Below are 22,872 nucleotides of genomic sequence, written 5' to 3' on the forward strand. Positions count from 1 at the left end.
GGGGCAGGAGACTGCCCGGCGAACAGGCGGTGCCGAGCTACACGCCGTCGATCTCCGCGCGCAGCATCGACGGCCACCTGCTGCGCACCGGCCAGGAGGTCTACGCCTGGTACAAGCTCGCGCCGCAGCGCTGGTCGTTCCGGTCGGACTCGCAGCGGCAGGACCTGATCGCCGCCATCGCCGGGCAGTACGCGGAGCTCCAGGGCCGCTGGATGCACCTGCGCGTGACGACCCGCCCGTACCCCATCCGGATGTGGGCGGAGGCGCACGTGCACAACGCCGTGAAGCGCCTGCCCGACACCCCCGGCACGCTGTCGTTCGACGACTACATGGTCGGCGAGCAGCAGCAGCTGATGGGCCGGTCGATGGCGGAGAAGGAGGTCTACCTCGGCGTCCAGGTGCAGACCCGCAACGTGGTGGACCGCGCCGTCGAGCGCGCGGCCCCGCTGCTGCGCAAGGTCTTCCCCGACGCCGTGGACGCCGAGCTGGTCGCGCTGGACAGCGAGGTCGACCACCTCGACCAGGTGATCGGCTCCGCCGGGCTGGAGGGCCGCCCGGCCACGGCGGAGGAGATGGCCTGGCTGATGCACCGGTCGTGCTCGCTGGGCCTGCCGGCGCCGCGCAACCTGCCCGCGGTGCCCGGCGCCGCCTGGGAGCCCGAGGACCTGGCGAGCTTCACCGACGCCGCCGACTTCCACCAGGAGCCCTACTCGCCGACGGTCACCGTGCGGGGCCGCACCGGTTCCAACGCGGGCATCAAGCGGCACGTCGCCGTGCTCACCGTCGGACTCATGCACGGCCTCCAGATCCCCGAGGTCGACGACCCGTGGGTGCAGCGCGCCGACCGCCTCCCGGCCTCGGTCGAGTGGTCCGCCCGCATCTACGTGCGGCGGCCCGAGGAGGTCTCCGGCGAGCTCCAGCGCCAGATGAACAAGGTGCGCTCGCAGGTCCGCCACTACACCGACGAGCACGAGCTGGAGCCGCCGCAGTCGCTGGCGCGCCAGGCGTCGCGGGTGCTGGAGATCGACGACGAGATGACGTCGGGCTTCACCGCGCTCGGCACGCGGGTGCGCTCGTGGTGGCGGCTCGCCGTGTCCGGGCCGTCCGAGCGCGAGGCGCTGCGGCTGGCCCAGTCGCTGCTCGACCTCTACAAGCCGAAGATCGCGATCGAGCACCCCGAGGCGCAGTACGCCATCGCGCGGGAGTTCATCCCCGGCGAGGCGCTGTCGTCGTCGGCCTACCTGCGCCGCGGTTCGGTGCTGTGGGCGGCGAGCGCGGTGCCCACGGCGACCGCCGAGGTGGGCGACCGCCGCGGCATCCTGCTCGGCGAGACGTGCACGGCCACCCGCCGGCCCGTGGCGTGGGACCCGTGGATGGCGCAGGAACTGCGCGACGCCTCCGGTCTGACGGCGATGGTCGCCGGTCTGGGCGCCGGAAAGTCGTTCCTCGGCGGCGGCATCGTCTACAAGACGCTGCGCGCCGGGGCGCACTGGACGCTGCTCGACCCGTCCGGCCCGCTCGCCGCGCTGTGCGAGCTGCCCGAGCTGAAGCCCTACGCGCGGCCGATCAACCTCCTCAACGCCCAGCCCGGCATCCTCAACCCCTACCGGGTGGTCGCCGAGCCGCTGATCGACCACTTCGCCGACGAGGAGGACCCCGAGCGGGCCTGGCGCAGGGAGAAGGCGCTGGCCGCCGCGACCCGCCGCCGTCTCGTGCTCGACGTGCTGACCGGTCTGCTGCCCTACGAGGTCGCGAAGCTCGCGCAGACCAGGATCGTGCTGCTGCGCGCGGTCCGCACCGTCGGCGGTCGCTTCGACGCGCACCCCGGCCAGGTGTTCGAGGCCCTGCGGCGCGACGCGAGCGAGCACCACGAGCACGCCGTGGTCGTGGCGGACTTCCTGGACGAGATGCGCGAGCGCATGTCGCTGCTCATCCCCGAGCGCAACGCCGACCCCTACGACGAGCAGCGCGACGACCGGCTCACCGTGCTCACGATGGCGGGGCTGAACCTGCCGAAGGACGGTGTCGGCCGGGAGCACTGGACCGACGCCGAGGCGCTGGGCGTGGAGATGCTGAACCTCGCCGCGTGGCTCACCCAGCGCTCGATCTACGAGCGCCCCAAGGACCTGCGCAAGGGCGTCTGGATCGACGAGGCGTTCTTCCTGTCCGAGGTTCCCACGGGCCGCGTGCTGATGAACCGCTTCGCCCGCGACTCCCGCAAGTGGAACGTCCGCGTGCTGCTGTCCAGCCAGGTCCCGGCGGACTTCTTGAAGATCCAGGGCTTCGTCACGCTGCTCGACTCGGTGTTCGTGGGGCGGCTGGACGACGACCAGGCGCAGGCCGACGCGTTGCGGCTGTTGAAGGTCCCGGTCGGCGCGGGCTACGAGCAGGTCGTGGCGAGCCTCGGCCGCAGGCCCGGTGGCGCGCGCACCGCGACCGAGCGGGACCGCGCGCCGCGGCAGTTCATCTTCGGCGACGGCGCGGGCGGTGTGGAGCGCATCCGCATCGACTTCAGCGGACCGCACCTGGAGCACCTGCGCAACGGCCTGGACACCACACCGGACGCGATGCGCGAGTCCACAGCCGAGGCGCAGAACCAGATCGAGGTGTCCTCGCCGGGGCAGGAGCTGACCTACGACGAGAGCTACGGCAGCTACGACGACGACGAGCTGGCGGCCGACATCGAGGTGGGTCTCGCCGACGAGCTGGTCGACTCGACCCACGGTGACGGAGGAAACCGCCGCTCGGGCCGGGAAGGCGTCGCATGACCACCGTCCTGCTGGTGCTGGGGGTCGTCGCCGTGCTCCACGCGCGGCGGCGCGCCCGGCGTGCGCCGGGCGCGGTGGTGCCGAGGCGGGGCGCGGCGATGGCGGTCGTCGTCGCGATCACGGCTCTCCAGGTGGTCCTGGGCGCACCCGCGGCGCACGCGGCGAACTGCGGCGTGCCCAACCCGGAGCGTCCGGGCACGGGCATGGTCGGCGCGCTGGACCCGGCGGTCGGCAACGGCCTGCCGGACAGCGCGTACTCGGTCTACGGCTACGCGGGCATGGTGTGGCACACCTACGACCCGGACTGCAAGGAACTCAGCATCCCCGACCCCAACGCCACCATCGACACGTGGGCGGGCAACGAGCTGTTCAGCGTCGCGAAGAACATCGTCGGCGCGACGAACGCCTTGCACTACACGGTGATGGGCCGCGGTCTGCTGGCCCCGCTCGACGACGCCGTGAAGGACGGCGTGCAGCAGGTCTACGACAACGTGTACCTGCGCTGGTTCGGCCTGGTGGCGCTGATCCTGGCGGTGCTGATGTTCCGCCAGATCTGGAACGGCGACCTGGCGACGATCAGCAAGCGGAGCCTGTGGGCGCTCGCGGGCATGTGGCTCGCGACGTCGACGCTGGCGCTGCCGCAGTTCTACAGCTTCCTGGACAACACCCTGGTCAGCAGGACCTCGGAGATCCAGGCGGGTTTCATCGACGACGCGGAGAACCAGGGCACGCTGCACGTGCTGCCCACGAAGCTGCACGAGATGGTCGTCTACCAGAGCTGGCTGCGCGGTGAGTTCGGCTCGCCGGAGGCCCCGCAGGCCGCCGAGTTCGGTCCCCGGCTGCTGAACGCGCAGGCGTGGACGCGCACCGAGCTGATCGACCACGAGGACGGCGACGGCGACGCGCTGAAGGCGAAGAACGCCGAGCTGGACACCGTCGCGAAGAGCCTCGGCGCGACCAAGGGGTACTTCACCGGCGTCGACGGCAGCCGCACCGGCTCCGGGTTCCTCGCGCTGCTCCAGGCGATCGCGTTCTCGCTGTTCCAGCTCTTCGCGAAGGCCGCGGTGCTGCTCGCGCAGCTCCTGCTGCGCCTGCTCACCCTGGCCGGGCCGCTCATCGGCCTAGTCGCGCTGCTGCACCACGACCTGCTGCGCAAGGTCGCCCGCGCGGCGGCCGTGACCGTGTTCAACGTGCTGATCCTCGCGGTGCTGGCCGGCGTGCACGCCCTGCTGCTCCAGGCGATCTTCAACGCCACGGCGCTGTCGCTGCTGACCCGGACGCTGCTGGGGCTGATGCTCACCCTGGTGTGCTTCATGGTCGGCCGCCCGGTGCGCCGCATGTGGCAGATGGTCGAGATGTCCGTGGGCAGCGCCAGCAACGCGCTCCCGTCCGGCCAGGGGCCGCTGGCCCGGCTGCGCGGACGCAAGGCCGACGCCGGTCCCACGCCGCAGGACGAGTTCTGGGACACCGTGCGCGGCGCCGACCCCGACGCGAGCGGTCCGGACGCGGCGGGCGCGCAGCGCACCCGGCGCATCCGCCCCGAGGCGGCGAACCCGGTCGTGGCGAGCGCGCAGCGGCTCGACCGCTCCGCGCAGGCCGGGGCGCTGCCGTCCAACGGCGGACTCGGCACCCCGGCCCTGCCGGCCGGTCCCGGTGTCCGCAGCGGCCCGGCCGCGGCGCTGCCGTCGGGCAGCGTCCCCAGCAGGATCGTCGACACGCCTCCCGCGGTCGACCGGAGCTGGGACCGCCAGGACGACGCGGTGCTCGTGCCGTCGCGCATCAGCGCGGGCGGTCCGGGCCGGGCGGTCGACGGCCCGGTCGTGCCGGGCCCCAGACGCGCCGAGACCGAGGTGGTCGCGGGCCGTCAGGTGCACGTGATCTACCGGCCGTCGCGCGGGCTCGAAGTCCGGGACAACTGAGAGGGGGACGCAGGTGCCCATTCGCACGAACCGCGGTCGCGCGGCCGTGTACCGACGCCTGTGGGGGTGGCCGCTGCGGTCACCCGCCCACCTGGTGGCGGCGGCCGTCGGGTTCGCCGTGCTGGTGACCGTCGCCAGCGTCGTCGTCCCCGGGGTCACGGGCACGCGGTCCCCGGCCGCCCAGAGGCAGACCGGCGGCGGCGCGACGACCACCCCCGCCTCCGCCGGACAGGTCGGCGTGCTGCCCAGCGGTCCTCCGTCCAGCCTGCCGACGAAGCTGCCCAGTCCCACCCAGACGCCCACGACCGTGCCCCCCGACCCGCTGGCCACCGCGGCGGCGATGAGCTGGGCGCAGGCGTGGGTGGACCACCCGGAGGGGACGACGAACGAGACGTGGCTGGACGGGCTGGAGCCCTACACGTCGGAGGAGATGCTGCCGCAGCTCAGGTCCGTCGAGCCCGCGAACGTCCCGGCCACCAGGGTCACGAGCATCCCGTCGGTGGTCGCCTCCTTCTCCAACCGCGTCGAGGTCGACGTGACGACCGACGGCCCGAAGCTGCGCGTGACCGTGGTCAAGGGAGCTGACGGCCAGTGGGTCGTCCACCAGTACGACGAGGTGAGCTGACGTGCTGAAGATCGGTCTGATCGTCTCCGCGATCATCACGGCGCTCATCACCGTGACGATCACCAGTGGTGTGAGCACGGTCATCAGCGGCACGACGGCGCAGGAGGAGCGCGTCGGGCTGCGCAGCGTGAGCTGCAACGCCGCGCTGGGCCCGTGGGACAGCGGCAGCGGTGACCGGGGCGAGCAGCAGGCGGCGAAGCTCACCGAGGAGCAGATGGGCACCGTCGCCAAGATCATCGAGGTCGGGCAGCGGCGCGAACTGCCGCCGCTGGCCTGGCAGATCGCCATCCAGGCCGGCATGACCGAGTCCGGGCTGCGCAGCCTCGACCACGGCGACCGGGACTCCCTGGGCATCTTCCAGATGCGGCCCTCGATGGGCTGGGGCAGCCCGGAGGAGGTCACCGACCCCGAGTACGCGGTCAACAAGTTCTACGACGTGCTCCAGGCCCTGCCGGACTGGGAGACCACCCGTCCCGGCGACTCCGCGCAGGCCGTCGAGCGCTCGGCCTTCCCCGACCGGTACCACAACTGGGAGGCCATGGCGGCCTTCCTCATCGGCAGGTCCGGCGAGATCCCGGACCCGGCGGGCTGCGGCGACAGCATCGGCAACTACCTCGTCGCCTCCGCGGCGGCGGCCACGGCGATCGACTTCACCAAGGAGCAGCTCGGCGAGCCCTACCTGTGGGGCGGCAACGGTCCCGACGCCTGGGACTGCTCGGGAATCCTGGTGAAGGCGTTCGCGAAGGCGGGGGTCGCGATCCCCAGGGTCGCGAACGACCAGTACCTGTCCGGCGGCGCCCACCTGCCCGTGCGCGAGGCCCAGGCGGGAGACCTGGTCTTCTGGGCCACCGACCCGAACGACCCCGTCACGGTGCACCACGTGGCCATGTACCTCGGCAACGACGAGTACATCCACGCGCCGCAGACGGGCGACGTGGTGAAGGTCAGCAAGATGAACTGGGACTACCACGAGCTGATGCCGCAGGCCGTCCGGCCGGGCGTGTGACCGCGTGCTGCGTCGATCGTCCGCAGTGAGGAGCCGACATGTTCACCCCCGACCCCATCCCGCGGCCGGCTGGGCCACCCGCCTCCAGCACGCCGTTGAAGGACTACCTCGACCACACGGCGCTCGGCGTGGACCGGGGCTACGCGGTGCTGCCGCGCTCCCTGCTGGAGAACATGCCGCTGCCGTGGCAGCAGCACATGGCGCACCTGATGGCCGAGTTCCACCGCGCCTACGCGCACCTGAACTGGCCGCTGTACCGCGTCGTCCCGTCGCGGCACGAGAAGCTCGTGGACCTGGACGAGGACCAGCTCGCCGAGGTCGGCGCGATGGTCGAGATCGACTCGGACGGCGAGCTGGTCTACCGGGAGCGCAACGGCGCGCGGATCGAGAACCCGGAGACCCGCACGGTCCTCGTGTCGTGCCTGGACCCGATCCCGTCCGAGCACGCCAACGCCAACCAGAGCACCCCGCCCCGCGGTTTTCCCCGGCCGCACCAGCAGCAACAGCAGCAGTCCCAGTTCCCGCCGTCGGGCTCCCTGCCGAAGCAGTCGCCGCACAACTGGTGAGCACCGGCCGTCCGTGACAGGGTTGGACCATGGTCGATCCGGACGGCTGGTACTACTGCCTCACCCACCGCACCCCCGAGAAGGGCGCGGGCTGCCGCGGCCTGGACCGCATGGGCCCCTACCCGGACGAGGCGTCCGCGCGCCGGGCCCTGGACACGGCCCGCGAGCGCAACGAGGCGGCCGACGAGGCCGACCGCGCCTGGCGAGAAGACTGACCGCGAGTTGCCCGCTCCCGCACCGCGAGTGGACCGTTCCAGCACCGCGAGTGGACCGTTCGCGCCACGCTGGTGTGGTGGGAGACTCCGCGGAGATCGACACCGGAGAGGTTAAGGTGCACCGGTGGCCTCGACGGTGATCCGGACCGGCCGCGCCGAGCTGGACTTCGACGGCATCCGCGACGAGTTCGTGCTGCCGCAGGAGTTCCCCGCTGCGGCGCTGGCCGAGGCAGAGCAGGTGGTCTCGGGCGGAGTTCCGCTCGGAGACCGCGAAGACGCGACCTCGTTGCCCCTGGTCACGATCGACCCGCCAGGGGCGAAGGACCTCGACCAGGCCCTGCTGGTGCAGCGTCGCGGTGACGGCTTCCGGGTGCACTACGCCATCGCGGACCTGGGCGTGTTCGTCGTCCCCGGTGGCGCGCTGGACGCCGAGGTGCGCCGACGCGGCCAGACCCTCTACCTGCCCGACGGCAACGTGCCGCTGCACCCCACCGTGCTGTCGGAGGGGGCGGCGAGCCTCCTGCCGGACCAGACCGTGCCGTGCGTGCTGTGGACGCTGGACTGCGACGCCGAGGGCGAGCCGCGGGACGTGCGGGTGCGCCGGGCGGTCGTGCGGTCCAGAGCGCGCTTCGACTACGAGACCGTGCAGGCCGCGCTCGCCGCCGACGAGCTGCACCCGTCGCTGGCCGCGCTGCCCGACTTCGGCCGGTTGCGCCGCGGGCTCGCACTCGACCGCGGCGCGGTCGAGCTGCAACTCCCCGAGCAGGAGATCGAGCCGACCGGTGACGGCGGCTGGCGGCTGACCCTGCGCCCCCGCAACGAGATCGAGGCGTGGAACGCCGAGATCTCCCTGCTCACGGGCATGTGCGCCGCGCGGATCATGCTGGACGCGGGGATCGGCGTCCTGCGCACGCTGCCCGCCCCCGACTCCGACGCGATCGACGCCCTGCGCCGCACCGCCGCCGCGCTCGGCAGCCCGTGGCCGCAGGACGTCGGCCCCGCGCGGTTCCTGGCCGGGCTCGACCCGGCGCGGCCGGAGTCGCTCGCCCTGTTCGTCGACGCCACGAGGCTGCTGCGCGGTGCCGGGTACACCGCGTTCGACGGCACTCCGCCCGAGATCACCTCGCACGCCGGACTGGGTGCGCCGTACGCGCACGTCACCGCGCCGCTGCGCCGTCTCGTGGACCGCTTCGCCACGGAGGTGTGCCTGGCGGTGAGCGCGGGCGAGGAGGTGCCGGACTGGTTGCGCGCCGCGCTGCCCGAGCTGCCGAGCCTCATGGGCACGTCCGACTCGCTGGCCAGCAAGGTCGACCGGGCGTGCCTCGACCAGGTCGAGGCGTGGGTGCTGGCCGACCGGGTGGGGCAGGAGTTCGACGCCGTGGTGCTGCGCGCCGACGCGTCGGCGGCGGACGTGTTCGTCGTCGAGCCGCCCGTGATGGGCCGCTGCGCGGGGGAGGACCTCCCGGAGGGCGAGCAGATCCGGGCCAGGCTCACCTCCGCCGATCCCGAAGCTCGCAAGGTGTCCTTCGAACGCGTGTGACCGCGGAACCTGTGTGACCATCGGACACGGCCGTGGAGAACCGAGCTGGGAGAAGACGTGACCGATCTGAACGAGTTGACCGTCGGCGTGCTGGGTGGCACCGGGGCGCAGGGCAAGGGCCTCGCGCTGCGGTGGGCCGCGGCGGGCCTGACGGTCGTGATCGGATCGCGCGACGCCGAGCGGGCCGGGGCCGCGGCCGCCGAACTGCGCGAGGCGGCCGGTGTGGACACCATCAGCGGCGCCTCGAACGCGGACTGCGCGGCGCGGGCGGACGTCGTGCTGCTCGCCGTGCCGTGGGAGGGGCACGCCGAGCTGGTCGAGTCCCTGCGCGACCCGCTCGCGGGCAAGATCGTGGTCGACTGCGTCAACCCGCTGGGCTTCGACAAGCAGGGCCCGTACGCGCTGCCGGTGCCCGAGGGCAGCGCCGCGCAGCAGGCGGCCGCGCTGCTGCCCGACTCGCGCGTCACCGCCGCGTTCCACCACGTCTCCGCGGTGCTGCTGGCCGACCTGTCGATCGAGCGGGTCGAGCTGGACGTGCTGGTGCTGGGCGACGACAGGGACGCCACGGACCTGGTGCGGGCGCTCGCCGACACCGTGCCCGGCTTCCGCGGCGTCTACGGCGGACGGCTGCGCAACGCCCACCAGGTCGAGGCGTTCACCGCGAACCTCATCGCGATCAACCGCCGCTACAAGGCGCACGCGGGTCTGCGGATCACCGACGTCTGATGCTCCTCGCCGACGACCTCGGCGAGGTCGTGCTGCTGGCGGAGCCACCCGTGCGGGTGGTGAGCCTCGTGCCGTCCCTCACCGAGGCCGTCGAGGTCTCCGCTCCCGGCAGGCTCGTCGGCGCCACGGACCACTGCACGCACCCGCCGGAGCTGGACGTGACGAGGGTCGGCGGCACGAAGTACCCCGACGTGGACCGGGTGCTCGCGCTGCGGCCGGACCTCGTGCTGGCGAACGTGGAGGAGAACCGTCCGCAGGACGTGGACCGCCTGCGCGCCGACGGGATCGCGGTCTGGGTGATGGCGGCCCCCGCCACGGTGCCGCAGGCCCTCGGATCGCTGCGCCGACTGCTCACGACGGCGTTCGCGCTGCCGGAACCGGCGTGGCTGGTGCGCGCCGAGCGGGAGTGGCGCGACGTGCCGCCGGTGCGGGTCACGGCGGTCGTGCCGGTCTGGCGGCGGCCGTGGATCGTGCTGGGACGGGACACGTTCGCCGGTGACGTGCTGCGCAGGCTCGGCGTGGCCAACGCGTGCGCCGAGCACCCGGAGCGCTACCCGCGCCTCCCGCTCGCCGAGCTGACCGCGATCGGGGCCGACCTGGTGGTGCTGCCCGACGAGCCGTACGCGTTCACCGCGGACGACGGGCCGGAGGCGTTCCCCGGCCTGCGGTGCGCGCTGGTGTCGGGCCGTCACCTGACCTGGTACGGGCCGTCGCTGCTCCGGGCGCGCGAGGAGCTGGGGCACCTCGGTCGCGGGTGACCGCTCCCGGCGACCACCCGCGACGCGAGGACCTCAGTGGAACGTGTGCTCCGCGGCGGGGAACTGCCGGTTGCGCACGTCGTCGGCGAACGCCCGCGCCGCACCGGACAGCACACCGGCCACGTCGGCGTAGCGCTTGACGAACCTCGGCGCGCGCCCGCGGCGCAGGCCGACCATGTCCTGCCACACGAGCACCTGCGCGTCGGTGTCCGGACCGGCGCCGATGCCGACCGTGGGGACGCGCAGCTCGTGGGTGATCTTCTTGGCCACCTCGGAGGTCACCATCTCCAGCACGACGGCGAACGCCCCGGCCTCCTGCACGGCGTGCGCGTCGGCCAGGACCGCGTCGAACCCGTCGCGCCGCCCCTGCACCCGGTAGCCGCCGAGCTGGTGCTCGCTCTGCGGCGTGAACCCGACGTGCGCCATGACGGGGATGCCCGCGTTGACGATCGCCTCGACGTGCGGCGCGAAGTGCCGGCCGCCCTCCAGCTTCACGGCGTGCGCCCGGCCCTCCTTCATGAACCGGACCGCCGTGGTGACGGCCTGCTCCACCGACACCTGGTAGGACCCGAACGGCAGGTCGGCCACGACGAGCGAGCGCTTCGCCGCCCTGGTCACGCTGCGCACGAGCGGGATCAGCTCGTCCACGGTGACGGGGAGGGACGTGTCGTAGCCGTAGACGTTGTTGGACGCCGAGTCGCCGACGAGCAGCACCGGAATCCCGGCCTCGTCGAACAGCTCCGCGGTGTACACGTCGTACGCGGTGAGCATGGGCCACGGCTCGCCGCGGTCCTTGAGCTCCTGGAGGTGGTGGATGCGAACCCGCTTGGCGGGTGTCTTCGGCTCGCCCGGACCTGATCCGTAGGGAGCGGACACCTCGGCAGCAGAGGTCATCGTCGACCGTCCTTTCCTCGAGGCCCGCCCCGTCGCGGGTCCCCGGGCTGTTGTGCACGGTTGCCGATACCAGCGTGACACCGACGAGCCCGGCGGGGGAGGCTGTGCGAGTAGCCTCACACGACCTCGGGGGACGCATGGCCTGCCGCATCACCGAACTCGCGATCCACTCCGCCGATCCGGACGCGCTCGCCGCGTTCTGGTGCGCCGTGCTCGACTACCAGGTGCTCGACCGCGACGCGGACGTCGTGCAGATCGGGCGTGCCGACCAGGCGCCGGACGACCGCCTGACGATCGTGTTCGACCGCGTCGCGTCGCCGAAGACGCAGAACCTCCGGCTGCACTTCGACGTCAACGCCACGGACCGCGACCAGGCGGCCGAGCTGGAGCGCCTGCTGGCCCTGGGCGCGACGAAGGTCGACATCGGTCAGGGCAGCCCGTCCTGGCACGTGCTGGCCGACCCGGAGGGCAACGAGTTCTGCCTGCTCCGCAAGCGCGTCCCACCCGCGAGTTGAGCGTTCGAGCACCGCGAGTGGAGCGTTCGAGCACCGCGAGTGGAGCGGTCAGCCCTCGCGCCACGCGTTGGTGACGGGCAGCCGCCGGTCCCGGCCGAACGCCTTGTTGCTGATCTTCGTGCCCGGCGGGTACTGCCGGCGCTTGTACTCGGCGCGGTCGACCATCGTGAGCACCCGCTCGATCAGCTCGGGGGCGAACCCGACGGCCAGCAGGTCGGCGTGGCCCTTGTCGCCCTCGACGTAGTCGTCCAGGACGTCGTCGAGCAGCTCGTAGTCGGGCAGCGAGTCCGTGTCGAGCTGGCCCGGCCGCAGTTCGGCCGACGGCGGCTTGCTGATCGAGTTCTCCGGGATCGGCGGCACCTCGTCGTGCTTCTCCGCCTCCGCGTTGCGCCAGCGCGCCAGGTCCCACACCTTCGTCTTGAGCACGTCCTTGATCGGCGCGAAGCCGCCCACCGCGTCGCCGTAGATCGTCGAGTAGCCCACGGCCAGCTCGGTCTTGTTGCCGGTCGCCAGCACCAGGTGCCCGTGCTGGTTGGACAGCCCCATCAGCGTCACGCCGCGGCAGCGCGCCTGCACGTTCTCCTCGGCCAGCCCCGTCAGCCCGAGCTGCTCGACGAACGCCTCGACCATGCCCGCGATCGGCTGCTCCTCGTAGTGCAGGCCCGTGCGCTCGGCCATGTCGCGCGCGTCGGACTTCGAGTGCTCGGAGGAGTAGCTCGACGGCATCGACACGCCGTGCACGGCGTCGGCGCCGAGCGCGTCCACCGACAGCGCCGCCACCACCGCGGAGTCGATGCCGCCGGACAGGCCCAGCACGACCGAGCGGAACCCGTTCTTGCGCACGTAGTCGCGCAGGCCGGTGACCAGGGCGTGCCACACCTCGGCCTCGTCGGACAGCGGCTCGGCCGGGCGCGGCACCGGCAGCGGGTCGTAGGCGGCCACCGGGTCGGCGGTCAGGACCGTCCGGGTGACGGTGAAGCCCTCCACGTCACCCTCGGCGCGCGGAGCGCCACCCGGCAGGTCGAGGTCGAGCACGGTCAGGTGCTCCACGAACTGCGGCGCCCTGGTGATCAGCGAGCCGTCCGCGCCCACGACCATCGAGTCGCCGTCGAACACCAGCTCGTCCTGCCCGCCGATCAGGTTCGCGTACACCAGCGGCACCGCGGCCTCCACGGCACGCCGCGCCACCAGCTCGAAGCGCGTGTCGTCCTTCTTGCGCTCGTACGGCGAGGCGTTCGGCGACACCACCAGGTCCACCCCGGCGTGGCCGAGCGCAGCGATCGGGCCGCCGTCCTGCCACAGGTCCTCGCAGATCACCACGCCCACCTCCAGGCCGTCGATCCGCACGACGTCCAGCGTGGTGCCCGGCTCGAAGTAGCGGCGCTCGTCGAACACGCCGTAGTTCGGCAGGTGGTGCTTGTACTGGCGGGCGACCACCCGGCCGCCGTGCAGCACGGCCACGGCGTTGCGCACGCCGAGCTCGTCGAGGTCGAGGTAGCCGACGAAGGCGGCCACGTCGCCGCAGCCCGCCTCCTCCAGCCGACCGGCCAGCTCCTCCAGGGCACGTCCGGAGGCGCGGGCGAAGGACTGCCTGATCGCGAGGTCCTCGACCGGGTAGCCGGTCAGGACCATCTCCGGGAAGACCACGAGGCGGGCACCCGATCGGGCCGCCCGGCACGTCCAGTCGACCACCACGTCTGCGTTGCCGCGCAGGTCACCGACACACGCGTTGACCTGGGCGAGGGCGATGCGAAGCTGCGGCATTGCACCATCTTCTACCACCGGGTGCCGTCGTGTCCGCTGATGTGTGTGACCTCGCGTTGCGGCGGTCCGGCACCGGGGGTGGCACCATCGTGAGGTGCCCCGCCTCTCGCGCGTCCTGCCCGTCGTCGCCGCCGCCACCGTGCTGGCCTCCTGCTCGGCGGCGGTGCCGGGAACGCCGAGCGCGGGAGTCAGCCTGGAGAAGCCCGGTCCGGCCGGCGCGGTGCCGGCCGGGCTGGAGGAGTTCTACGGCCAGACCCTCGGCTGGGGCGACTGCGGCGCGTTCGCGACGACCGCCAACGACCGCCGCGCCTACGGCAGCAAGAGGGACCTGGAGTGCGCGCGGCTGGCCGTGCCGCTGGACTACGCCGACCCCGGCGGCGAGAAGATCGAGCTGGGACTGCTGCGCCACCGCGCCGCCTCGCAGCAGGACCGCATCGGCTCGCTGCTGGTCAACCCCGGAGGTCCCGGCGCGTCCGGCATGGCCGCCGCGGCGAGCCTCGCCGCGAACCTGGGCGACCTGGGGCGGCGCTTCGACTTCGTGGGCTTCGACCCGCGCGGCGTCGGCGCGAGCGAACCGCAGGTCAGGTGCCTCACCGACGCCGAGCGCGACGCCGACCGGCTCGACGTCGACGTGGACACCACCCCGGCGGGCATCGCCGAGACCGAGGCGGAGAACAAGGCCTACGCCGAGAAGTGCGCCGCCAACACCTCGCCGGAGGTGCTGGCCAACGTCGGCACCCGAGACGTGGTGCGGGACCTCGACGTGATGCGCTCCGCGCTGGGCGACGAGAAGCTCAGCTACGTCGGCTACTCCTACGGCACGCGCATCGGCTCGCAGTACGCCGAGGCGTTCCCCGGCAACGTGCGCGCCCTCGTGCTCGACGGCGCGGTGGACCCGACCCAGTCGCAGGTCGACTCGCTCGTCGCCCAGGGGGCCGGGTTCCAGAAGGCGTTCGACGCGTTCGCCGCGTGGTGCGCCCAGCGCCAGGACTGCGCGGTGGGCGACGACCCGGCGAAGGCCAACGACGTGTTCCGGCAGCTCACCCTGCCGCTGATCGACCGGCCGGTGGACGTCGAGGACCGCAAGCTGTCCTACGACGACGCGATCACCGGCGCGATCCAGGCCATGTACTCCCAGGAGCTGTGGGAGCCGCTCAACTCCGGCCTGACGGAGCTGGCGAACAACCGCGGCCGGGTGCTGATGCTGCTCGCGGACACCTACTACGACCGCGACGCCGACGGGAAGTACTCGACGATCACCGACGCGTTCAACGCGATCCACTGCGTCGACGACGCGCGCATCACCGACCGCGCGGTGCTGGACGAGGCGACCCGCCGCTACAAGGAGGCCGCGCCGTTCCTCGACGACGGCCGTCCCGCCGCCGCCGCGCTGGACTCCTGCGCGTTCTGGCCGGTGCCCAGCACGTCCGAGCCCGCGGTGCCGCAGGTCCGGGGCCTGCCGCCGGTGCTGGTGATCTCCACGACCGGCGACCCGGCCACGCCGTACCAGGCCGGTGTGAACCTGGCGAAGGCGCTCGGCGGCGGCCTGCTGACCTACGAGGGCACCCAGCACACCGTGTTCCTCCAGGGCGACGCGTGCGTGGACCCGGCGACGACGACGTACCTGATCGACCTGACCCTCCCGGCGGAGGGCACCGTCTGCACGTCCTAGTCCTGCTCCCGCCGCGGCAGCAGCAGCGCGCACAGCGCGCCGGCGACGCAGATCCCCGCCGTGAGCAGGAAGATCTCGTGGTACTCCGTCAGCAGCGCCCGCTGCACGGAGACCTGGTACTCGGCGAAGCGCTGCCGGAACTCCTCCGGCGGAACGCCGAACGGCAGCGGCGTGTCCAGCGTCGCGGTCAGCTCCCGGAACCGGTGCAGCCCCCAGGCGGTCAGCGCGGCCACGCCCACGAGCATCCCGGTCGTCCGCGCCACGACGACGGCCGCCGACGCCACGCCGTGCGAGGCCGCTGGCACGACCCGCAGCGCGGCCGCGGACAGCGGCGCGATCACCAGGCCGAGCCCGAACCCGGCCACGACGAGGTCGGTGTCCAGCACCGGCAGCCCGAACGGGTGCCGCGCGGACAGCACGTCCGCCGGCCAGCGCGCGATCAGCAGGTACCCGGCCGCGGCGAGGACGAGCCCGGCGAACGTCACCCACCGCTCGCCGAAGCGCCCGGCCAGCCGGCCGCCCACCAGCGCCCCGACGGGCAGCGCGATCAGGAACCGCACGAGCAGCGCCGCCGCGGACGCGGAGTCCTCGCCCAGCAGCGTCTGCGCGAACAGCTCCACGTCGACGAGCGTCACCATCAGCGCGGCGCCCGCGGCGAGACTCGTGCCCAGCGTCGCGAGGAACGGCCGCATCCGCACACCGGCCGGGTCCAGCAGCCGCACCGCCGAACGCCGCTCCCACAGCACGAACCCGCCCAGCACGACCAGGGCGGCCAGCAGCACCGGCACGCCCCAGGACGGCAGCACCGCCCGCTCCGGATCGGGGTTGTGGAGGCCGACGACGAGCAGCGCGAGCGCCAGCGCCAGCAGGCCGCCGCCGACCACGTCCACCCGCGTCGCGCGTCCGTGCGGCGGACGGCCGGGCGGCACGGTGAGCTGCACGACCACCATCGCCACCACCGTGAGCGGCAGGTTCACCCAGAAGATCCAGCGCCAGCTCTGCGGCTCCAGGTCCTCGAAGAACGGCCACGCGTTGGCCAGCGCCGCCAGCCCCACGCCGTAGAGCGTGCCGAGCACGCTGCCCAGTTCCTGCGCCGCGCCCACCAGCCCCAGCGCCGAGGAACGCCCGCGCTCCTGCCACAGGTCCGCCACCAGCGCCGTGGTCACCGGCAGCAGCGCGCCACCGGCGACGCCCTGGAGCACCCGCCCGGCGACGAGCACCGGCAGGTCGTCGGCGAGCGCGGTCACCGCCGAGCCGATCGCGAACGCCACCAGGCACAGCTGGAGCACCAGACGACGGCCGAGCCGGTCGGAGAGCTGACCCAGCAGCGGCATCCCGGCGACGTAGCCGAGCAGGTACCCGGTCACGACGGGCGTCGCCCGCTCCAGCCGGTTGACCGCGATCCCCAGGTCCCGCACCACGTCCACCAGCACGCCGACCACCACGTAGGCGTCGAGCGCGCCGAGCAGGACCGCCGTGCCACCGGCGCCGATCGCGAGCCGCCGCCTGCGCCGCGACGGCGGCGCCAGGACCGCGCCGCTCACGCGGGCGGGGTGACCGAGACGGGCGCGTTGAAGCCGGACAGCGCCACCTCGACCGAGGCGGGCTTCCCGTCCGCGCCGTCGAGCTCGAACCGCGCGCTGCCGAGCTGCGACGAGTCCGAGCTGATCGTGAAGGAGCCCCGCACGTCGGAGCCGATGCCCGGCACGAGCCCGGCCGCGACGTCCCGCGGCACGGTCCCGGACACCACGTGCGCACCGTTCTCCGAGCGCTCGGTCCGCGCGTCGCGCACGCTCGACAGCACCTTCGCCACGCCACGATCGGGGTCGAGGATCGCCGACGGGTCGTACACCCGATCCGCGAGCGCCCCCGGCAGCTTCGTGAAGCCGCCCGTCGCGCCCTTGACGTAGAGGTCCTTCGCGGCGAGCACGAAGTCCACCTCCAGGAGCTGACCGAACTGGTCGGTCGTGGCCCGGCCCCGCGCGTCGCCGTCGCCGTTGAGGTCGCCCTCCGCGCTGCGCACCGCGATGTCGGGCAGCTGCCCCTCCACCGAGACGGTGAAGTGCGTGCTCGTCACCGACCGCATCGCCCCGGCGGACCTCGACAGCAGGTCGGCCGCGGCCGGGAGGTCGGACGACGCGCCCCCGGAGGAGCCGGACGAGCACGCCGAGACCAGCGCGACCACCACGAACAACGGCCCCAGGAGGGCACGGCGAGCAGACATGCGGCGATGGTAGAGCCAGCGGGTCCGCGATACCCGCACGACGGGCGAAGTCCTCCCACGAGAACCCCGCAACGCGCGCGTCACCTCGTTTACCTAAGCTGCCTGACATGGACCGCCAGCAGGAGTTCGTGCTCCGCACCCTCGAGGAACGCGACATCCGGTTCGTCCGGCTCTGGTTCACCGACGTCCTCGGCTTCCTCAAGTCCGTCGCGGTCGCGCCCGCCGAGCTCGAAGGCGCCTTCAGCGAGGGCATCGGGTTCGACGGCTCGGCCATCGAGGGCTTCTCCCGCGTCTACGAGTCGGACATGGTCGCCAAGCCCGACCCCGGCACGTTCCAGGTCCTGCCCTGGCAGACGCCCGACGGCAGCAACTACTCCGCGCGGATGTTCTGCGACATCGCCATGCCCGACGGCTCGCCGTCCTGGGCCGACCCGCGCCACGTCCTGCGGCGCACCCTCTCGCGCGCCAGCGAGATGGGCTTCACCTGCTACGTCCACCCGGAGATGGAGTTCTTCCTGCTGAAGGACCTCCCGGCGGACGGCAGCGAGCCCGTGCCCGCCGACAACGGCGGCTTCTTCGACCAGACGAGCCACGAGACCGCGACGCACTTCCGCCGCCTCGCGATCGAGGCCCTGGAGGCCATGGGCATCTCGGTGGAGTTCAGCCACCACGAGGGCGCGCCCGGCCAGCAGGAGATCGACCTGCGCTACGCCGACGCCCTGACCATGGCCGACAACGTCATGACGTTCCGCTACGTCATCAAGGAGGTGGCCATCACCCAGAAGGTGCGAGCCTCCTTCATGCCGAAGCCGTTCACCGACCAGCCCGGCTCCGGGATGCACACCCACGTGAGCCTGTTCGAGGGCGACCGCAACGCCTTCTACGACGCCGAGGACCCCTACCAGCTCTCCGACACCGGCAAGGCGTTCGTCGCCGGGCTGCTGCGGCACGCCAGGGAGATCTCCGGCGTCACCAACCAGTGGGTGAACTCCTACAAGCGGCTCATCGTCGGGGGCGAGGCACCCACGGCGGTCTGCTGGGGCCACGCCAACCGGTCCGCCCTGGTCAGGGTGCCCATGTACTCGCCGGGGAAGTCCTCGTCGCGGCGGGTCGAGATCCGCAGCCTCGACTCCGCGTGCAACCCCTACCTCGCCTACTCGGTGATCCTCGCCGCCGGGCTCAAGGGCATCCAGGAGGGCTACGAACTGCCGCCGGCCGCCGAGGACGACGTCTGGTCGCTGACCGACCGCGAGCGCCGCGCCGCCGGGTACGCCAACCTGCCGCAGAACCTCGGCGAGGCGCTGACCGAGATGGAGAACTCGGAACTGCTGCCCGAGGCGCTCGGCGAGCACGTGTACGACTACTTCCTGCGGAACAAGCGGAACGAGTGGGACTCGTACCGACGCAGCGTGACGCCCTACGAGCTGCGCACCCTCCTTCCGGTGCTGTGAGGCAACAACCGGTGCGGGTGGTCCACAGCGGGCGCTCGGAAAAGCTAGGTTTGCAGACCGTGACAGAAGTCCCGGCCGCAGCAGCGCAGGCTCCTCCCGCCGACGCGGAGGGCGGTCCGCTGATCCACGTGTGCACCGTGGCCACCGCGGCGCAGCTCCCCGCCCTCAAGGTGCTGTCCAGAACGCTCCTCGCCACGAACCCCGACGCGCGGTTCGTGGCGCTGGTCGTGGACGCGCAGCCCGGCAGCTCGGGGCCCGGCCTCGCCACCCCGGCGGAGCTGGGCATCCCCGAGGAGGAGCTCGCCGAGCTGGCCACGGCGTGCACCGCCGAGCAGCTCTGCGCCGTGCTGCGCCCGCGACTGCTGGCCGCCCTGCTCACCCAGGGCCTGCCGGTGCTCTACCTCGACCCGTGGACCCAGGTGCTGGCCCCCATCACGCAGACCGTGCTCGACGCGCTGGCCAAGGCACCCCTGGTCCTGGTGCCGCGCGCGCTGCGCCCCCTGCCGGAGGACGGCCTGCGCCCCGAACCCGCCGAACTGCTCGACACCGGCGTCTTCGACCCCGGCTTCCTCGCGGTCGGCCCCGGCTCCGAACCGTTCCTGCGCTCGCTCGCCGAACTCGTCCGCCGCAAGCCCGACGCGACCAAGGCCGTGCTCGACACGGCCCCCGCGCTGGTCAGCCACCACGTGCTGCGCGAGGCCAGGATCGGCCTGTCGGCGTGGAACGCCGACCAGCGCGACCTGCACCGCACCGAGGACGGCGTGCTCCGGGTCGTCGGCGAACCGCTGGCCACCGTCCACTTCGACGGCTTCGACCCGCAGCGCCCGTGGCTGTTCTCCGCCGACTTCGCCGACCGCCCCCGCGTGCTGCTGTCGGAGAACCCGCTGCTCGCCGACCTGTGCACCACCTACCGCGCCGACCTGGTCCGCGCCGGGCACACGTCCCAGCCCGTGCCCTACGGCTTCGGGCAGCTCGTCGACGGCACCGTCCTGCCCGACGCCCTGCGCGTCGAGTACCGCGAGGCGTCCCTGAAGCAGGCCCCGCCCCCCGCGTTCGGCCCGGACGGCGGCGGCGGGTTCCTGATGTGGGCCTGCGAGCCCGCGCCCGGCCTGTCCGGCAGCACCCGCTGGTCCGCCGCGCTGTGGCGCTCCGACGAGACGCTGCGCGCCCAGTTCCCCGACCCGTTCGGCGCCGACAGCTCCGCGTTCCGCGAGTGGTGCGCCGGAGTGGGCGTCGCCGCCGCTCGCCTGCCGGTGCCCGCCGTGCCGGGACCGCGCGACACCGGCCCGGCGCTGGTGGACCAGCTCGGCGTCTCCGTGCTGGGCGCGGAGGGCGGCACGGACGGCGGCGGCGTCGCCGGACTCGTGCTCGCCGCGGCCCGCGCCTCCGGCATCCCCACCTCCACCGAGGCCGGCTACCCCGTCGTCGTCCGCGCGGGCGACGAGCCCGTGGACGTGCCCGGCGACCGGTTCCTCGTCGACTTCGCGCTCGACGCGAGCTCCACCGACGACCGCGAGGGCGTCACCGAGCTGTGGGTCCCGTCCCGCGCCACCAAGAACGCCGCCGAACGCGTCGGCGGCCCGGTCGTGCGCACCCTCCCGCTGCCCGTCCTCGACCCCGGCGAGCGCGACGCCGCCGCCAGGAGCACCGCCCGCGAGCGCTTCGGCTTCGACGACGACGTGCTCGTCGTGGGCGCCGTCGCCGACTACCGCGTGGACCGCTCGGGCAACGTGCTGGGCGCGGTGTCCGCGTTCCTCGCCGCCTTCCCCGACCACCCCGGCGCGGCCCTGCTGATCACCGTCTCCGCCGCGGCCGAGCACCCGGAGGCGGCCGAGCGGCTGCGCCTGGCCACCGCCTCGGACTCGCGCATCGTGCTGGTCGAGGACACCCCCGCGCAGAACGTGCTCGACGCGGCCGACCTGGTGCTGTCCCTGCACCGCGGCGGCGCGTGCGACCGGGTCGCGCTGGCGGTGTCCGCCGTCGTGGCCCGCGGCGTTCCCGTGCTGGCCAGCGACCACGGCGCCGTCGCCGACCTGTTCGACCGCTCCACGGCCCTGCTCGTGCCCTGCCACCACGGCGGGGCCGAACCCGACGTGCAGGCGGCGGCCAAGCTCATCCGCACCGTCGCGGAGGACCTGCCCACCGCGCGCGCCATCGGCACCGCCGCCCGCGAGCACCTGCTGCGCACCCGCTCGACCGGCGTCGTCGGCGAGCAGCTGCGCGAACGCGTCGAGCACGCCTACCGCGGCTGGCGCGCCCGCCGGTCGGCCGCCACGCACCCGCAGACCGCCGACCCGCTGCACGCGCTGCACTCCGCCAAGCACGCGCTGCTGCGCCAGCCCGACACCGGCGTCGCCAGCCGCACACCGATGGCGCCCGCGCTGCGCAAGGCCGTGCTGCGCGTCCTGAGCCACTACGACAACCACGTGCGCGAGGTGCTGACGAGCCTCGTCGACGGCGTCGAGCGCACCGCCACCGAACTGGTCCGCAGGCAGGACGACATCTCCGCCGGGGTCGGCCTCGGCGAGCTGGAGATCCTGCGCGCCGAGATCGAGCAGATCACCGAGCGCCAGTCCCAGTTCGCCGACCACCTCGTCGGCACCGACGACGGCGTGGTGCGGATGCGCGCCGACATGGCGGGGCAGGGCCGCAGGCTGCGCGAGATCGAGGACGCCGTCGTGGGGGAGGCGGGAAAGCGGGCCAAGCAGAACGACCTGCTCTCCCAGCGCATCGACAAGCTCACCACCGCCCTGGACCTCACGCTCGACCGCATCGACTCCCTGGAGTCGAAGGTCGTCGAGGTGCTGCGCGAGCGCGACACCAGGCTCGACGCCGGGATGCGCGCCGCGAGCCAGGCCCAGCAGACCGCGGACGCGCTGCGCCGGGTCGTCGTGCGCGAGCACGAGCGCCAGTCGCCACCCGTCGACGGCGTGCGCAGCTCCCTGGTCCTCAGCGACGCCGGCCTGCTGCGACTGCCCGCCGACGACGCGTTCATGCTGCCGATGCTGTCGAGCAACGGCGTGTGGGAGGCGGAGCTGTCCGAGCTGATCGACTCGGTGATCGAGCCGGACGGCGTGTTCCTCGACGTCGGCGCCTACGTGGGCTACCACTGCGTGCGGATGCTCAGCAGGTTCGGCACCGGAGGCGCGGTCGTCGCCGTGGAGCCGAGCGCCGACGCGGTCGCTCTGCTGCGGCACAACGCGGCGGTGAACCTGCCCGAGCGGATCGCCCAGCGACTCCTGGTGATCGAGGCCGCCGCGTGGGACAGCGCGGGGGAGCTGGTGGCGCAGCCGGCGCTCACCGGCGGGGTGTCGGTCGTGCCGCCACCCGTCGCGGTGGACGGCGAGTCGGTGCCCGACCTGCCCGGCGTGCGCTCCACCCGGCTCGACAAGGAGCTGGAGGAGACCCCGGAGCTCCAGGGGATGCGCCTGTCGGTGGTCCGCGTCGACGCGCCGGGCCGCGGGCACCGCGCGCTCGCCGGGCTGGTCCGCCTGCTGCGCCGGGACCGGCCGCACGTGTTCCTGGAGTTCTCCGCGACCGCCACCGAGGGATTCGGTGACGATCCGGTCACGGTGCTCGCGGAGTTCCTGCGCTGGGGATACGAACTGGTGCCGCTCGTGTCGCTGCGGCCCGCCTCGCCGGAGCAGATCGTCGAGGCGATGACAGGGATGCGGACGACCACGCTGTGGCTGCGACCGCGCGCTGTCCGGGCCGAGCAGCCGGTGCCACTGGTGCCCCCGTCGCCGCCGCAGGCCGTTGACCAGGCGATTTGACTTCGCTCCACCTCGTGCGTAACTTACTCCAAGTCGTACGAGTCACCGGATCGAGCGGGTTGACACCGCGAACCGAGCCGAGTAGCGTTGTGCGTCGGACCTCCTGAGAAAACCTGGTTTGTAGACCGTGGCGTCTCGGGGTCACTTGAACTCCCAGAACTACATGAACAGCACATTTTCGCTGCCCGGAGTCGGAAACGACGCCGATTTGACAGGGAAAAAGCGGTTCGGATAGCGTCTGGAACGAACAAAAACTGAATGCGAAGCGAGATCGCCGCTGAGCCGAAGAAGCCGGAACGGCCGATTTGACAAGGCGAAAACGAACGAGCTAAGCTTTCAACACAAGCCCCGGAGCGAGACGCGGTAAAACGCGAAGAGCGATGGTGTGCGCGTGTTCTTTGAGAACTCAACAGCGTGCCGAATAGCCAGTAAATTGTATGAAACCTCGTCAAGAGG

At 72.8% G+C, this 22,872-nt stretch carries 17 protein-coding genes; 13 read left to right on the forward strand and 4 right to left on the reverse strand.

The window, feature by feature from the left end:
• The first annotated feature begins 11 nt into the window (after positions 1-11).
• The 9 genes from IMZ35_RS14295 to IMZ35_RS14335 all read left to right on the forward strand — a co-directional run bounded on the left by IMZ35_RS14295 (position 12) and on the right by IMZ35_RS14335 (position 10,123).
• A complete protein-coding gene (locus IMZ35_RS14295; protein WP_229371987.1) occupies positions 12-2,768 on the forward strand; it encodes an ATP-binding protein in 2,757 nt (918 codons plus the stop codon).
• On the forward strand, positions 2,765-4,687 hold the full coding sequence (locus tag IMZ35_RS14300) for a hypothetical protein (RefSeq protein ID WP_199441495.1): 1,923 nt from the start codon (positions 2,765-2,767) through the stop codon (positions 4,685-4,687). Before IMZ35_RS14295 ends, IMZ35_RS14300 begins: the two co-directional genes overlap by 4 nt.
• A gap of 13 nt (positions 4,688-4,700) precedes the next feature.
• Positions 4,701-5,312 (forward strand): hypothetical protein, encoded by a 612-nt coding sequence (locus tag IMZ35_RS14305; RefSeq protein WP_199441496.1) that lies wholly within the window; start codon positions 4,701-4,703, stop codon positions 5,310-5,312.
• A gap of 4 nt (positions 5,313-5,316) precedes the next feature.
• Complete coding sequence (locus IMZ35_RS14310) at positions 5,317-6,318, forward strand: C40 family peptidase (protein WP_199441581.1); 1,002 nt, start codon at positions 5,317-5,319, stop codon at positions 6,316-6,318.
• Between the two features lie 38 nt (positions 6,319-6,356).
• Positions 6,357-6,884 carry a hypothetical protein gene (locus IMZ35_RS14315; protein ID WP_229371758.1) on the forward strand — a complete coding sequence of 176 codons (528 nt, stop codon included), beginning with the start codon at positions 6,357-6,359 and terminating at the stop codon, positions 6,882-6,884.
• 29 nt (positions 6,885-6,913) lie between these two features.
• A complete protein-coding gene (locus tag IMZ35_RS14320; protein WP_199441497.1) occupies positions 6,914-7,099 on the forward strand; it encodes a hypothetical protein in 186 nt (61 codons plus the stop codon).
• 136 nt (positions 7,100-7,235) lie between these two features.
• Complete coding sequence (locus IMZ35_RS14325) at positions 7,236-8,639, forward strand: RNB domain-containing ribonuclease (protein ID WP_199441582.1); 1,404 nt, start codon at positions 7,236-7,238, stop codon at positions 8,637-8,639.
• Positions 8,640-8,696: 57 nt separating this feature from the next.
• Complete coding sequence (npdG, locus tag IMZ35_RS14330) at positions 8,697-9,365, forward strand: NADPH-dependent F420 reductase (RefSeq protein WP_199441498.1); 669 nt, start codon at positions 8,697-8,699, stop codon at positions 9,363-9,365.
• A complete protein-coding gene (locus IMZ35_RS14335) occupies positions 9,365-10,123 on the forward strand; it encodes a helical backbone metal receptor (RefSeq protein ID WP_199441499.1) in 759 nt (252 codons plus the stop codon). Before npdG ends, IMZ35_RS14335 begins: the two co-directional genes overlap by 1 nt.
• A 33-nt stretch (positions 10,124-10,156) precedes the next feature.
• On the opposite strand, the gene panB is transcribed toward IMZ35_RS14335, so the two are convergent.
• Positions 10,157-11,017 (reverse strand): 3-methyl-2-oxobutanoate hydroxymethyltransferase, encoded by an 861-nt coding sequence (panB, locus tag IMZ35_RS14340; protein WP_199441500.1) that lies wholly within the window; start codon positions 11,015-11,017, stop codon positions 10,157-10,159.
• Between the two features lie 137 nt (positions 11,018-11,154).
• Here panB and IMZ35_RS14345 point away from each other — a divergent pair, with 137 nt between their 5' ends.
• Complete coding sequence (locus IMZ35_RS14345) at positions 11,155-11,532, forward strand: VOC family protein (RefSeq protein WP_199441583.1); 378 nt, start codon at positions 11,155-11,157, stop codon at positions 11,530-11,532.
• Between the two features lie 48 nt (positions 11,533-11,580).
• Here IMZ35_RS14345 and IMZ35_RS14350 read toward each other — a convergent pair whose 3' ends face one another.
• Positions 11,581-13,296, reverse strand: a complete 1,716-nt coding sequence (locus IMZ35_RS14350; protein WP_199441501.1) for an NAD+ synthase — start codon at positions 13,294-13,296, stop codon at positions 11,581-11,583.
• Between the two features lie 94 nt (positions 13,297-13,390).
• Between IMZ35_RS14350 and IMZ35_RS14355 the strand changes: the two genes are divergently transcribed.
• A complete protein-coding gene (locus tag IMZ35_RS14355; protein ID WP_307868108.1) occupies positions 13,391-14,968 on the forward strand; it encodes an alpha/beta hydrolase in 1,578 nt (525 codons plus the stop codon).
• Here the strand turns inward: IMZ35_RS14355 and IMZ35_RS14360 are convergent.
• The gene (locus tag IMZ35_RS14360; protein ID WP_307868110.1) at positions 14,965-16,512 is read right to left on the reverse strand and encodes an MFS transporter; all 1,548 of its coding nucleotides are present in this window, start codon (positions 16,510-16,512) and stop codon (positions 14,965-14,967) included. The two genes, IMZ35_RS14355 and IMZ35_RS14360, sit on opposite strands and share 4 nt — an antisense overlap.
• Positions 16,509-17,192 carry an LppX_LprAFG lipoprotein gene (locus tag IMZ35_RS14365; RefSeq protein WP_199441502.1) on the reverse strand — a complete coding sequence of 228 codons (684 nt, stop codon included), beginning with the start codon at positions 17,190-17,192 and terminating at the stop codon, positions 16,509-16,511. The genes IMZ35_RS14360 and IMZ35_RS14365 overlap by 4 nt, the downstream gene beginning before the upstream one ends.
• Positions 17,193-17,299: 107 nt before the next feature.
• On the opposite strand from IMZ35_RS14365, the gene glnA reads away from it, so the two are divergent.
• Both glnA and IMZ35_RS31765 read left to right on the forward strand, forming a co-directional pair.
• The gene (gene glnA, locus IMZ35_RS14370; RefSeq protein WP_199441503.1) at positions 17,300-18,643 is read left to right on the forward strand and encodes a type I glutamate--ammonia ligase; all 1,344 of its coding nucleotides are present in this window, start codon (positions 17,300-17,302) and stop codon (positions 18,641-18,643) included.
• Positions 18,644-18,702: 59 nt separating this feature from the next.
• Positions 18,703-22,416: an FkbM family methyltransferase gene (locus tag IMZ35_RS31765; RefSeq protein WP_199441504.1), complete on the forward strand. Its 3,714-nt coding sequence runs from the start codon at positions 18,703-18,705 to the stop codon at positions 22,414-22,416.
• Positions 22,417-22,872 lie beyond the last annotated feature (456 nt).

This window comes from Umezawaea beigongshangensis (assembly GCF_016464305.1).
Classification (GTDB): Bacteria; Actinomycetota; Actinomycetes; order Mycobacteriales; family Pseudonocardiaceae; genus Umezawaea_A; species Umezawaea_A beigongshangensis.